The organism is Selenomonas ruminantium AC2024, assembly GCF_000687995.1.
Classification (GTDB): domain Bacteria; phylum Bacillota; class Negativicutes; order Selenomonadales; family Selenomonadaceae; genus Selenomonas_A; species Selenomonas_A ruminantium_B.
The window spans coordinates 1,757,862-1,771,081 of record NZ_JIAC01000001.1 but is presented as its reverse complement, the minus strand read 5'-3'; the positions used below and the strand labels follow the sequence as shown (position 1 = coordinate 1,771,081).

General features: G+C 49.3%; 13 protein-coding genes. 1 reads left to right on the top strand and 12 read right to left on the bottom strand.

The window, feature by feature from the left end; genetic code table 11:
• Window positions 1-7: 7 nt before the first annotated feature.
• The 10 genes from clpP to P157_RS15510 form a co-directional block, all read right to left on the bottom strand.
• Window positions 8-619 (bottom strand): ATP-dependent Clp endopeptidase proteolytic subunit ClpP, encoded by a 612-nt coding sequence (clpP, locus tag P157_RS0108370; protein WP_026760608.1) that lies wholly within the window; start codon window positions 617-619, stop codon window positions 8-10.
• A 27-nt stretch (window positions 620-646) separates the two neighbouring features.
• Window positions 647-1,933 carry a trigger factor gene (gene tig, locus P157_RS0108365; RefSeq protein ID WP_026760607.1) on the bottom strand — a complete coding sequence of 429 codons (1,287 nt, stop codon included), beginning with the start codon at window positions 1,931-1,933 and terminating at the stop codon, window positions 647-649.
• 171 nt (window positions 1,934-2,104) lie between these two features.
• Complete coding sequence (locus P157_RS0108360; protein WP_026760606.1) at window positions 2,105-2,695, bottom strand: GerMN domain-containing protein; 591 nt, start codon at window positions 2,693-2,695, stop codon at window positions 2,105-2,107.
• Between the two features lie 26 nt (window positions 2,696-2,721).
• Window positions 2,722-3,774, bottom strand: a complete 1,053-nt coding sequence (locus P157_RS0108355; RefSeq protein ID WP_026760605.1) for an N-acetylmuramoyl-L-alanine amidase family protein — start codon at window positions 3,772-3,774, stop codon at window positions 2,722-2,724.
• An 18-nt stretch (window positions 3,775-3,792) separates the two neighbouring features.
• Window positions 3,793-3,993 carry a DUF3006 domain-containing protein gene (locus P157_RS0108350; RefSeq protein WP_026760604.1) on the bottom strand — a complete coding sequence of 67 codons (201 nt, stop codon included), beginning with the start codon at window positions 3,991-3,993 and terminating at the stop codon, window positions 3,793-3,795.
• On the bottom strand, window positions 3,990-4,898 hold the full coding sequence (locus P157_RS0108345) for a ComEC/Rec2 family competence protein (RefSeq protein WP_080695473.1): 909 nt from the start codon (window positions 4,896-4,898) through the stop codon (window positions 3,990-3,992). Before P157_RS0108345 ends, P157_RS0108350 begins: the two co-directional genes overlap by 4 nt.
• 34 nt (window positions 4,899-4,932) lie before the next feature.
• Entirely contained in the window at window positions 4,933-5,736 is an 804-nt protein-coding gene (locus P157_RS0108340; RefSeq protein ID WP_026760602.1) for a Cof-type HAD-IIB family hydrolase, read from the bottom strand.
• Window positions 5,737-5,849: 113 nt separating this feature from the next.
• Window positions 5,850-9,050, bottom strand: a complete 3,201-nt coding sequence (locus P157_RS0108335) for an efflux RND transporter permease subunit (RefSeq protein ID WP_026760601.1) — start codon at window positions 9,048-9,050, stop codon at window positions 5,850-5,852.
• 13 nt (window positions 9,051-9,063) lie between these two features.
• On the bottom strand, window positions 9,064-10,260 hold the full coding sequence (locus P157_RS0108330) for an efflux RND transporter periplasmic adaptor subunit (RefSeq protein WP_230578461.1): 1,197 nt from the start codon (window positions 10,258-10,260) through the stop codon (window positions 9,064-9,066).
• A 249-nt stretch (window positions 10,261-10,509) separates the two neighbouring features.
• Window positions 10,510-10,659 (bottom strand): hypothetical protein, encoded by a 150-nt coding sequence (locus P157_RS15510; protein ID WP_155266724.1) that lies wholly within the window; start codon window positions 10,657-10,659, stop codon window positions 10,510-10,512.
• Between the two features lie 575 nt (window positions 10,660-11,234).
• On the opposite strand from P157_RS15510, the gene P157_RS0108320 reads away from it, so the two are divergent.
• Entirely contained in the window at window positions 11,235-11,453 is a 219-nt protein-coding gene (locus tag P157_RS0108320) for a hypothetical protein (RefSeq protein ID WP_026760599.1), read from the top strand.
• Window positions 11,454-11,513: 60 nt separating this feature from the next.
• Here the strand turns inward: P157_RS0108320 and P157_RS15740 are convergent, their stop codons facing one another.
• A complete protein-coding gene (locus P157_RS15740) occupies window positions 11,514-12,263 on the bottom strand; it encodes a DNA cytosine methyltransferase (RefSeq protein WP_037368247.1) in 750 nt (249 codons plus the stop codon).
• 164 nt (window positions 12,264-12,427) lie between these two features.
• Window positions 12,428-12,799, bottom strand: a complete 372-nt coding sequence (locus P157_RS0108310; RefSeq protein WP_026760597.1) for a hypothetical protein — start codon at window positions 12,797-12,799, stop codon at window positions 12,428-12,430.
• Window positions 12,800-13,220 lie beyond the last annotated feature (421 nt).

The window sequence follows — 13,220 nt, the reverse complement described above, 5'->3', positions numbered from 1 at the left end:
CCACCCCTCAATCCTTAGCGTCGTTCTTCTTCGTCTTTTTTGGACGGGTAATTACTTCATCCACAATGCCGTAAGCCTTGGCTTCGGCAGCGGTCATGAAATTATCGCGTTCCGTGTCGTTATTGATTTCTTCAGCAGTCTTGCCCGTGGTCGAAACGAAGATATCGTTAATCGTCTCACGGATGCGCTGAATCTCACGGGCCTGAATCTGGATGTCCGTGGACTGGCCCTGAGCACCGCCTAACGGCTGGTGAATCATAACCCGGGCGTTGGGCAGAGCGAAGCGCTTGCCCTTGGCGCCAGCAGTCAGGAGCACAGCTCCCATGCTGGCTGCCTGGCCAATGCAAATGGTGGAAACGTCCGGTTTGATATACTGCATGGTATCATAGATAGCCAAGCCTGCGGTAACTACACCGCCAGGGCTGTTGATGTAGAGATAGATGTCCTTATCCGGGTCTTCCGACTCCAAAAAGAGCATCTGTGCCACTACAACATTGGCTACATTATCGTCAATCTGACCGCCCAGGAAGATAATTCTGTCCTTGAGCAGGCGGGAATAAATATCATATGCCCGCTCGCCACGGTTAGACTGCTCTACGACCATTGGTACATAACTCATTGGTATACCCCCATATACAGGGAAAAATTAGGCAATGCTGTCGATGATGAACTGTGCCGTCTTCTTGCGAAGTACCGTAGCAGCCAGATCGCCAATGCGTCCCTGCTCCTTAATAATCTTCTGAACCTGCTGCGGCGTTGCACCGTAAGCAGCAGCCATGCCAGCAACTTCAGCATCGAGGTCTTTTGCTTCAACCTTGATGTCTTCAGCCTTAGCAACTTCTTCCAGCATGAGATCCGTGCGAACGTTCTTTTCAGCCGTTTCGCGGTAATCTTCACGAATCTTGTTGATGTCCGTGCCAGCGTACTGCAGGTAAGCATCAAAGCTCATGCCCTGCTGTTCGAGGCGCATAGCCATTTCGCGAATCATGCCTTCTACGCGGTTGTCAATCATGACAGCCGGAATGTCAACGGTGATGTTGCTCGTAGCCATGTCGATAGCAGCAGCCTTCTGGTCGTTTTCAGCCTTGCGAGCTGCGTTTTCTTCGAGGTTCTTGCGAACATCAGCCTTGAGTTCTTCAAGGGTTTCGAACTTGCTGACTTTCTTAGCCAGTTCATCGTCCATAGCCGGCAGTTCTTTCTGCTTGATGCTGCGGATGGTGCACTTGAACGTAGCAGCCTTGCCAGCCAGTTCCTTAGCATGGTATTCTTCCGGGAACGTTACGTTGACTTCTTTTTCTTCGCCAATCTTAGCGCCGATCAGCTGATCTTCGAAGCCCGGGATGAAGCTGCCGGAACCAATCTGCAGCGGGTAATCCTGACCCTTGCCGCCTTCGAATGCTTCGCCATCTACGAAACCTTCGAAATCAAGCGTCGTGAAGTCGCCATCTTTAACTGCGGAACCTTCCGGAGCGTCAACCATCTTGCCCTGACGATCCTGGAACGTCTTGAGCTGCTTTTCAACGTCTTCATCCGTTACAGCTTCTACGTTCTTTTCCACCTTCAGGCCTTTGTATTCGCCGAGTTTAACTTCCGGACGCGGCGTAACCGTAGCCTTGAATACGAGATCCTTGCCATCTTCAAGGGTTTCGATGTCGATCTGCGGACGGCTAACCGGCTCAATCTTCTGTTCTTCAAGAGCATCAGCGAAAGCCTTGGGACCTACGATATCGAAAGCTTCCTGCATGATAGCATCCATGCCCACGTTGCGCTCGATGATCTTGCGCGGAGCCTTGCCCTTGCGGAAACCCGGAATATTTACACGGTTGCTGAGACGCTTTACAGCCTTTTCCACTGCCTTGGAAACTTCCGCAGCTTCAACCTCCACCGTCAGAGTAACCTGCTGGTTTTCACCATTTTCAACCGTAACTTTCATTGTCTGAAACGACCTCCTGTAATTATCTGAATCAAGGTATGGCCGTTTTTTGCGTACTCTACCGCAAATATGCCATACTCTTGCTATATTATCACAGAACGCGAACAAACACAAGGTTTTATCCACGTTCCGTAGAGTATTTCTTATAAAAAAGTCAAAAAAGCAATGCGCTTATTTGATTAGGTTATCCATACGTTCCACGGGCTTGGTCAAATCCAGATGGCCGGAGATGGATTCAATCTTCTTGCCCTCCACCAGCAGCTGAACTTTCTTGATTTCGCTAAACTCCGTCAGCGTATTGACGATGGAACCAACCAGCATTTCTTCCCCAGTGGAACCACCGATGAATTTCTTGATTAAGTTATCGTCAAAATCGACAAAAGCGGTATCACCCTGCACCTTGACACTCTTGATTTTGGCCTGCTTGGGCACGATGGTGGCCAGACCTTTTTCCTTGGTGCCATCGAGCAGGGCTTTGAGCGCTGCGGTGTACTTGTCATCACTGCCGACCTTAACCGTCTTTTTTACGGCCTGCAGTTTCAAGCCCTGTTCATCGGGATAGTAAACCTTAATGGTCAGCTTGCCCTTGGCTGCCTTCTCCTTTTCCTTGTCCGGCAAAGCCTTGGGAGCGCTTCCCTTGTCGGCGGTGATGGTGGTCTTGTTGTCATCCCCACCAACATTATTCTTATTATCGCTGCAGCCTGCAGCTGCCAGCAAAGTCAAAGCCAGCACCATCAGCAGCAGATAACGCAATTTCTTCATGATCTCACCTCATCTATTATCAGGCCTTAGCCCTTGAAATAACGGGCAATGCCCCGCACAATGGCATTGGCCAGTTTCGTCTGATAAGCATCGCTGCGCAACAGCTTTTCCTCTCTGTAATTGGTCACAAAGCCCAATTCCAGCAAAGTAGCCGGCATACTGGTATGGCGCAGCACATAGTAGTTGGCGGTTTTGACACCGCGGTTAAAGAGGCCGCCAGCTTTTGCCAATTCCTCATTGATGAAATTGGCCGCCTCATAGCCCTTTTGAGAACCTGCACAGTAGTAAGTCTCCATGCCATTTGCAGCAGGATTGGAAAAAGCATTGCAATGAATGGAAACAAATAAAGCGGCGCGCGGGTCGCGGTTGCCCACATTGCAGCGGGCCTGCAGTTCCTGTTTGTCCGTGGCGTTGGGTGCATACACATCCACATCACGTCTGCGGGTCATAATCACCCGGGCGCCGGAACTAGCGAGTAAACTTTCCACCTTCTTGCTCACCGCCAGGCAGACATCCTTTTCCTTGACGCCCGTTGGCCCGATGGCCCCAGTATCGCTGCCCCCATGACCGGGGTCAATCACGATGGTCTTTCCCTTGATGCCGGGAACAGCATCCATAGCCGCGCCGTTTTCAAAGAGTTCTACAATGATGCGGGCCGGCTTATTGAGCCGCCGTTCAGCAGGCGCCGTAGTAACACGGTAATTGCCGTCCCCCGGCGTATTCACGCAGTCAATAATCACCTGCGTGCTGCCTTCAACCTCTGTGATTTTCACATGCTTAGCCAGGTCGTTATTCAGCTTCACCTGTTCCTTGACCTTGCCCCGGCGCGTTTCCGGCAGAGTAATCACTACCTGTTTGCGCAGGAGGGAATCCTTAACGGTATACTTGGGTTCCTCTCCTGTCATACCTATTTCGATACGCAGGGCGCTTGCACCTGCTATTTTTACCTTACTGGTCTGAAAATAATTTAATTCGTGGCTCTGGCTGGAACGGGCTTCTGCCATCTGCGGCAGCCACAGACCACAAATAAATGCCATGAGTACGCCCACCAAACTTGCCCAGCGGAATACGTTATTCATTAAAACAGCCTCCTACCATCAATCCCGAAGGAGCTCCAATGCCTCTTCCTCAGCCTTTTTATTGGCTTCTTCGTCCAAGGCGATATCCAAAGTGATATAATCTCCCTCATCTACGCCATCCGGCAGAAACTCCCGGGGAAAATTCACCTTTTTCATGCTCTCCCCTAACAAGAGTACTGCCAGCTCGCCTTCGTAGCGGTCAATATATGCAGAAATCATTGTGCGTCCCCCGTTTCCGGCACAATACTATAGGCCTTGCCATCCGTTTTCACCGTGATGGTGCCATTCTTGTCCGTCTCAAAAATTTTCAGCTTCATCATCTGATAGCGCTTCATGGTCTGCGCATGGGGATGGCCGTAGTCATTGCCAGCCCCACAGGAAATCAGTACAGCTTCCGGGCTCACGGCCTTCAGGAACGCTGCCGAAGAGGACGTCTTGCTGCCATGATGGCCGGCTTTGAGTATCTTGCTTTTCAGGTTATTGCCATAGGCATGAACCATGGGCTCTTCTTCCGCCTTTTCCGCATCACCGGTAAACATCATGGTAAAGTCACCAAAAATCAGCTGGCCGACTACGGATTCATTATTGGGGTCATGGCCCTCCGTGGTCTTACTGCCCTTTTCCACCACAGATTTTTCGGGTCCGAACACCTTGAACTTCACGCCGCTGCCAAAGTCCAATTCATCTCCGGCCGTTAAGCCGTGACGCTTGATGTTCTTCTGCTTCAAAAGCTTCATGTAGCGGGTGTAAATCTTGGACTTGGAAGGCATGCCGTTATCATAGACCTCACCGACCTCGTAGTCCTTCAGCACCACACCTTCCACGCCGCCGATATGGTCCGCATGGGGATGGGTCAGAATCAGTTTATCAATGCGCTTGATGCCCGCCTTCTTGAGCTCGGCCCTGAGTTTTTCCTGCTCATCCAAGTCACTGGTATCAATGAGCACCGTCTGCTCCGGCGTTTCAATCAGGATGGCATCCCCCTGCCCCACATTGAGCATCTTAACGGTCATTTCCTTGGCCGTTTCTGCAGGAGCACTCTGACTGGACGTCCCGCTGTTATGTTCAGCCGCCTTGCTGCCACAGCCCGTCAAGAGCAGGCTGATGGTAAGCAAAGCCATCATTACAATGCTTAATTTTTTCTTCAACCGTATCACCTCAAATGCGTTTCAAAATGTAGCGGTAAATGCCCTCCGCTACACCGTCTTCATCCACCGTGGGCAGAATGTGTTCCGCGAGAGCCTTGAGCTCCGGCCCGGCATTACCCATAACGAGTGGATGGCCCACGGTACTCATCATTTCCAAATCGTTCAGCCCGTCGCCAAAGGCGTAACTGGCCTCTATGGGAATGTTCATATAGTGCAGCGCCTGCTGAATCCCTGTTGCCTTGGAAATATCCGACGAATAAAGCTCCATATACTTGCGCAGGGTGGGGTCAATAAGCCCCGTTACCCCATGCCAGGACAAAAGCTTTTCAAAAACGCCATTCGCCCCCGGCGTATCACAGAGAAATTCCAGCTTGGCCGCCTTGACTTCTGACATGTCAAAATCCCGGATGAATTTATTGACGTCAATGTCAATATTGCGATAGACATTTTCAAGTCCCTTGAAATTCTCGCGCAGATAAACATAGGGATGGCTTTCCAAAATATATTCCAGCCCATGCGCCTCAGCCAAGTCCACCATATCCTTAACCGTCGCCAAGGGCATATCCTGACGGAAAATGATTTTCCCATCCAGAATCACCACGGCGCCATTCATCAGCACGAAGCCATCGAAGAGACCCTCCTGGGTCAGCTCATCACTGAGATATGCCCAGGGCCGCCCCGAGGCGATAAAGGTATGGTGCCCTGCCGCCCGCAGTTCGCGAATGGCTTTCTTCACCGGCAGGGATATGCTTGTTTTTTTATGATGAATGTTAATCAGTGTGCCGTCTATGTCAAAAAATATTGCTTTGGTCACGAAAAAAACCTCAATCTTTAATAACTAATGAGAAAACTTCTTCTCCTCATGTTACTAAAAATCGAGGTCTCTTTCAAGTGATTTTAGCGTATATTGGCGTATTTGTGACAAAATCAGGCTTTTGCCTGCGGCGTTTCCTCCGCTGTCGGAGCATCCGCTGATTTCTTACCGCTAAGTTTCATCGCTACCCATACAACCACAACATAGAGTACGGGAATCAGGAAAATTCCCAAACAGGTTGCAAAGAGCATACCGCCGACAACAGCCGTACCCATACTGTTTCTAGCAGCTGCACCTGCACCATGTGCCATGGCCAGCGGCAAGCAGCCGATGATAAAGGCCAGCGATGTCATGATGATTGGTCGGAGTCGCAAGCCTGCGGCTTCGATAGCTGCCTTCACCGGTTCCATGCCCTGGTCCACACGGACTTTCGCAAATTCCACGATAAGGATGGCATTCTTGGCTGCCAGCCCCATAATCATGATGACACCAATCTGCATGTAGACGGTGTTTTGCAGGCCCGGGTTAAACTTGCCGAAGCTGAGTTCGAGCATCAGCAGGGCCAGCTGTACAAAGAAGGCACCGAAAAGTCCTGTAGGAATTGTCATCAGCACAGCAAAGGGAACGCTCCAGCTTTCATAGAGCGCAGCTAGACACAGGAACACGAATACCAGCGCCAAGCCCATAACCTGCCCCGTGGAGCTTGCGGATTTCTTTTCTTCACGGCTCTGACCGGACCATTCGATGTTAAAGCCGGCAGGAGCCGTCTGCTTCACCACTTCTTCCATTGCGACAATGGCCTGACCGGAACTGTACCCGTCACCTACACTCCCCTGAATGCTGATGCTGCGTGTACCGTTAAAGCGGGAAATGATCGAAGTAGATGTGGAAAGTTTCGGCGTGAGCAGACTGTCCAAGGGAACCATATTGCCCTCGTTATTGCGGACATAATTGAACTTCAAGGCTTCCTTCTCACTGCGATACTGCGCATCCGACTGCATGATAACCTTGTAGTTGCGGCCGAACTGCATGAAGTCATTAATCTGACTGCCGCCATAATTGACCTGCAGGGCAGTGAATACATCGGAAAGATTTACGCCCAGCTGTTTTACCTTTTCGCGGTTCACATCGAACTTACAGATAGGCGAAGCGATGGAATAGGTCGTATAGACGTTGGAAAGTTCCGGCCGCTTGTTGGCTGCTGCCAGAATTTCCTTGGTGATGGTCTCAAGTTCCTTATCGGTATGACCGGTCATGTCCAAAAGTTCCATGCTCCAGCCGCCGACCATGCCCAGACCCGGCAGCGACGGCGTTGGGAAAGCCATAAGCTGAGCCTCCGGATGTTTTGCCTGCAGTTTATTGGCCTTGTTGACAATGGAGAAAATGCTAAGGTCGGAAGCAGTTCGCTTACTCCAGGAATCAAGGCTGATAAAGAATGTACCGGCATTGGCCTTATTACCGTTAGACAGTACATCATAGCCGGCAATTTTCATGACGTTCTTGACACCGGGAATCTCGCTGAACTCACCGCTCAGCGCATCCATGGTCTCTAAGGTGCGATTCAAAGAGGTGCCCTCCGGCATGGTAACCGAAGCGAGGAAATATCCCTGGTCTTCGTCCGGAACGAAGGTTGAGGGCAAAAGTTTGAAGCACAGCCCGGCAAGAACGCAGATTATCAGCAGGGAGGCCACACTGACCTTGGCATGGTCGATGAACCAGCTCACCTTTCCTACATAACGGTTCTGCGTGCGTTCAAACCAGTTGTTGAAGCCATCAAAGAAACGATCCAGAATGTTTTTCTTTTTATTGGGGTCATGGGGCTTCATGAGCAGTGCACATAACGCCGGTGTCAGCGTCAGGGCAATAAAGGCCGAAAGTGCCATGGATACGGCAATGGTCAGGGCAAACTGGCGATAGAGCACGCCGGTTGTGCCGCCCAGGAAGGCGCAGGGAATAAATACTGCCGATAAGACAAAGGCAATGGCCACTACCGGCCCCTGTACTTCATCCATAGCGACTTCCGTTGCCTCTACCGGCCCTAAGCCGTCTTTTTTCATATGGGATTCCACGTTTTCGATAACGACGATGGCATCATCAACTACCAGACCGATAGCCAGTACCATGGCAAACAGTGTCAGGGTGTTGATACTGAATCCCAGTGCCACAAAGCTGGCAAAGGTGCCGATAAGGGATACGGGGATAGCCAGCACCGGAATAAGCGTGGCCCGCCAGCTCTGCAAAAAGAGGAACACGATGAGGATAACCAGCATCAGGGCTTCCTTAAAAGTATTTATTACTTCCGTGACGGATTCGTTGATATACTCCGTACTGTCGATAACGGGGATAAATACCAAATCATCGGGGAAGTTTTGCGCGGCTTCATCCAATACCTTTTTGACTTCACTGATGGTTTCCACGGCATTGGCATCATCCGTCAGCTTGACACCAAATCCGGCACAGGGAGCACCATTGGCATCGGCAACCATGTTCGTGGACTTGGCACCTGTTTCTATACGGGCCACATCCCGGAGAAATACATAGGAGCCGTCTGGTTTGGCTTTTAAGATGACATTGCCAAATTCCTGCGGTGTGGTAAGGCGTCCCTGTACGCTGCCTGTATACTGCTTTTCCTGATTGGCCGGGGTGGGCATCTGACCGATAGTACCGGCCGGAGCCTGTACATTCTGTTCTTTAATGGCAGCCTCAACGTCTCCGACCGTCAGCCCTAAATCCGACAGGCGGTCAGGGTTAAGCCAGATACGCATGGCATAATCCGAGCCAAAGGTGCTGACATCACCTACGCCCTTAATGCGTTTGAGGGCATCAATGATGTAGATGCTCGCATAATTCATGATAAAGGTGCGCTTAAATGTCCCGTTGGGCGAATAAAGCGCAAACATATAGGACATATCGCTGGATGCCTTTTTGGTCGTAACGCCTGCAGCCTGAACATCAGAAGGCAGGCTGGAGGTAGCAATGGCGACATTGTTCTGCACCAGTACTGAATCCATATCGCCGTTGGTGCCGAGGTCAAACTTTACATCCAGATTGTAAGTGCCGGTATCATCAGAGCTTGAACTCATATAGGCCAGCCCCTGCGTGCCGTTGACCTGCTGCTCGATGACCTGGGCTACCGCCTGATTGATAACACTGGCGTTAGCTCCCGTATAGGTAGTGCTCACATTGACCGTGGGCTGCGTAATCTGTGGATACTGGGCTATAGGCAGGCTCAGTCCGGAAAGTACCCCCAGAATGACGATGATAATGGATATGACAATGGCGAAGATGGGACGATGGATAAAGAATCGTGACACTTTCCTCGCCTCCTTACGATTTATCGGTAATCTCTTTTGATTCCGTAATTGAGAAGCCCATTTCATCAGGCGTTACCATCGTAACGTCAATGCCCTGACCAGCCTGCAGATTGGTCAGACCTTCTACGATGACAACATCTGACGGTTCAAGCCCTTTTTCAATAATGTAATAGCTGCCTACTTTTTCACCAACCTTTACATTCTTGGAGATGGATTTTCCATTCTCACCAACCACCAGCACAAAGGATTCATCCAAAAGCTGCTGTACAGCACGCTGCGGAACAAGCATGGCATTCATCGACTTGGTTCCCACGAGACGTACCTGCACAAACATCCCCGGCAGCAAAATCCCCTGCGGGTTGGCAATCGTAGCCCGAATGGTCAGGGAGCCTGCATTGGTGGACAAGGCTCTGTCTGCGGCAACGATATCCCCGACATACGGATAGTCCTTGCCATTGCTCAGGCTGATTTTTATTCTGGGCATCGGCGTGTTGTCGTTACGAATATCGACCCCTGTTTCCATAGCTTCAGCCAACAGGTTGAGGTATTCGGTTTCACTGACGCTGAACTGCACGTTGATGGGGTCCATCGTACCGACGGTCACCAGCGTGGTCGTACCTGCTGTCGCATACGTTCCCACGGCCACATCATCCACAGATACACGGCCGCTCATCGGTGCGTAAACAATCGTATCGTCGAGATTTTCCTGTGCCTTGCGCACGGCAGCCCGCTCAGCGGCAACGGTTGCCATATAACCTTCCACATCGGCCCGCTTATTGGTAAGCGTCTGTTCCGAAACAGCCCGGTCCTTCCACAGCGTTTCATAACGCCCCAGTTCCTCCTGGGCATTACGCAGATTGGACTCGGCTTTACTGAGTTCTGCCTGTGCAGAAATTACAGCCGTTTCATACTGCCGGGAATCCAGCTTGTAAAGTGGCTGACCGGCGTAAACAAAATCGCCGCCACTAAAATATTTTTCCAGGATACTGCCGGAAACACGGGCATGTACCTGTACTTCCTCTTTGCCCTGCAAATGACCGGGATAAGAATAAGCTATCGGTGTATCCTGCTGGATTACCTTCATAGCTTTCACTGGCGTATTCTTCTGCTCGGCCTGTTCCTGTTGGCCGCACCCGGAAAAAATGATGCTCGTTCCCAGGATAATGGTACTTATGATTGCTGCTGTCTTTCTTCCTAAAAATCCTGCCACTTCATATTCCCCCTCTTTTACATCTAATTACAACTTGTTCATATTTTCATAATATTCTACATGTGGAAAATTTTTCCTTCTTGATTTCAAAAAGCCTAAGAGGCAGTTGACATGTCAAATGCAAATAATTTTTTATGTCAATATTCTCCCTATGAAGGACTGTAAAAACTAAAACTATCATCATAGGGGGCGCAAAAAAGCTACTGCACAAACTCGACATGTGCAGTAGCTTCTCTTTGTATCCAGTTTTTATCTATACCTTATGACTTGTTTGCGTTCTACATGATACTCTTTAATCGGACGATTCGGACGACGATTATCAGGATAAACGTACCGCTTGCCTCCAGTCACCTTATCCAGTTCCATATTGTCCATCTGATTCATGAATTTCTTTTCCATTTTATTTTCCTCCTCCACATCTTAAGGGGTTGTTATCTTGCTTTCTGTTCTTTATATCCCCGAAAGCAAAAAGTGTGTAGGAGAAAATAAAATTTTTTTGATTCTACTCATAGCTTTATGCGCCTGACCTTATTCTCCTTTGCTGGGCGCGGGCCTGCCGGATGGGTAGTTATGGGCCACTATTAGGCGGTGATGGATATTCAAGACCAGCAGTTCCCCATGACAGGTGAAAAGGCGGGCGGCTGACCGGTCAGATTGACCAATCAGCCGCCCACCTTGCTTTACTTTTCAAACCGCCTTAGTTCCTGTATAAGTTTCTTTCCAATGGAAAGCAGGTCATCGTCCGCAATTTCCGGATTGTCACCCTGCGGCCCTCTTGCGGAATGACAACCCAAATATATATCTAACGCATGCCTGCGTAGATACCAAAACAAAAATGTCATTTCCGATATGTATTCAGTTAGGTTTGTTATAGGAAAGTTCTTTCAGTTCCTATAATATGGAGTTGACCTGTCAAATGCAAGGGCCTATAATGAATTTATTTTCTGGTAATCTAATTTCAAGGAGGCAGACTTATGATAGATAGAGAATTTCGTTGCAATGAATTAACCTGCAATGCTGGAGCTGATGATTTCCCAGCTGACCCCGTGCAGTTCCTGCGGGATTTCCCGGACGACTACATGAAAGAGGATAGCCTCCTGCATCCTGGCAAATGTGTTGTAATATGGGAACCATTTGTGGGCTATCCCGCAGAGGCTCTCGCAAACTATATTGAAACAGGTAACCTATATTAAATCTACGCAAAAAGGGCGGCCATCTGTGGTCGCCCTTTTGTTATTACGAAACCCTCGTTTTTATGCCGTAACTTTCTTTTTATCCATAACAAGGCAGACATTATTCCGGTCTACGTTCAGTTCTGGATAAGTACATTTGCTATCTGACGTTTCTTCCTGCGGCTTTGCTGCTTCCAGCACCTTGACAATTTCCATGGCCACAGCTCTAGCCAAAAGCGGTGGCACGGCATTGCCCACCTGAGTATGCTGGGGAACTTCCACCCGGCGCAAAAGCCCACCAGTGGTACGCTTGCCCAAAAACTCAAAAGAGTCATCAAAAGACTGGCAACGCGCCATTTCCCGTACGCTAAAGGTACGATTTTCCCAGAGGCTAATACTGTAAAGCCTCTGGATTTCCCATCTATTTTCTTTAAGGGTACGTTTAATGTTTGTCGCAAAATTTTTCAGATATGCCTCCGCTTTGAATGTCTGCGGCAAGTTGCCATCACGCAAAATCTCCTGATAATACCCATAAATAATCGTCTGACAGCTCCGGACAAATAGAACGGGCAGAGGCACCCGCAAACGCTGGGCAAAAGCCTCAACTGTGGAAAAAGTCACGTCCTTGCGGTCACGCATACTGATAAGTGCGATATAATCTGGGCGATTGTATCCCAGAATTTCGGCAGCCAGTTTATCCGTTACGCCTCTTTTGGGAATTGGAGGCAGGCAATCTGACCTTAACTGATACAACAAATTGACATTTTCGCATTTGAAATAATCCATTAAGTTGCGCCCCAGCAACGAGTGGTTCGCTCTCTTTCGCCCCATGTAACCAAACCCTCCTGAATAACATGGCTTTAGAATACCATCTTTGCATTAGTTAAAGTTCCATTAAATCATACATTTGATATGGTTTAATCCATTACAGCAAACATATTTACAGGCACAAAAAAAGACAAGCCATTTGACTTGTCTCTCGTTATTAAAGTTTCTTATTCTGCAAAGCTATAATTGCTTTCAACAAACCGCTGATAGCGTTCTGGTTTTAATATTTCTTCTATTTCATCAGCATGTTCTTCATAGAAGTGTTCCGGCAAATCGCTTTCAAGTGCAGCTAGCAATGTTACGGCCGTTTCGTAGTCCATAGAACCAGCTCTATAATTAGCTGCAATAGCTCCAAAAATACCACTTACACTCTGCGCAACTAAAACAGGTTCAGATGGATTTTGTTTCCACACCACTAATTCGCCTGCAAAAGCATCCCCTGTAACATCATCTAAGCTACCTTCTACAGCCTCATGGTCATACACATAATCATTTTTGTCCAAAAAACTAAAGAAATTCACTGGAAAATTTGTTGGCATAAATATACATCTCCTATTACTATTGATAGTTGTTATATTAACATATCTATCAATAATTGTCTATGCCAATTTTTGTACTTCCCCCGTGTCGGTGCTGACGTGGACAGCGCAGCTGTCCACCAAAAGCAACGGACACGCGTACCAGTGACAATCTATGCCCGGCGGTGGTCTGTAAGGCGGAATGACTAAGTGCTGGAAGGAGGAAGGTTCCAACCCCTGCGGGAATAGTGCGAAGACTTGAGCACCCGCAGGGGCTGGAGACTGACGACTGGAACGCCGCTGGAAGGCAGCCGCACAGTCCGACCGCCGCCCGCCTTCAAAGCCGGAAAGTGTCTGCTGCGAAGTGGACAGGGCACCTGCCCACCCGAGCAGCCGGACACAAACCGAATACGCATAAACGACGAGCAGGCTTCCACTACTC

Coding starts and splice junctions, on each gene's coding strand:
- clpP (WP_026760608.1), bottom strand. CDS start 619: ATGAGTTATGTACCAATGGTCGTAGAGCAGTCTAACCGTGGCGAGCGG.
- tig (WP_026760607.1), bottom strand. CDS start 1,933: ATGAAAGTTACGGTTGAAAATGGTGAAAACCAGCAGGTTACTCTGACG.
- P157_RS0108360 (WP_026760606.1), bottom strand. CDS start 2,695: ATGAAGAAATTGCGTTATCTGCTGCTGATGGTGCTGGCTTTGACTTTG.
- P157_RS0108355 (WP_026760605.1), bottom strand. CDS start 3,774: ATGAATAACGTATTCCGCTGGGCAAGTTTGGTGGGCGTACTCATGGCA.
- P157_RS0108350 (WP_026760604.1), bottom strand. CDS start 3,993: ATGATTTCTGCATATATTGACCGCTACGAAGGCGAGCTGGCAGTACTC.
- P157_RS0108345 (WP_080695473.1), bottom strand. CDS start 4,898: ATGATGGCTTTGCTTACCATCAGCCTGCTCTTGACGGGCTGTGGCAGC.
- P157_RS15510 (WP_155266724.1), bottom strand. CDS start 10,659: ATGGAAAAGAAATTCATGAATCAGATGGACAATATGGAACTGGATAAG.
- P157_RS0108320 (WP_026760599.1), top strand. CDS start 11,235: ATGATAGATAGAGAATTTCGTTGCAATGAATTAACCTGCAATGCTGGA.
- P157_RS15740 (WP_037368247.1), bottom strand. CDS start 12,263: ATGGGGCGAAAGAGAGCGAACCACTCGTTGCTGGGGCGCAACTTAATG.
- P157_RS0108310 (WP_026760597.1), bottom strand. CDS start 12,799: ATGCCAACAAATTTTCCAGTGAATTTCTTTAGTTTTTTGGACAAAAAT.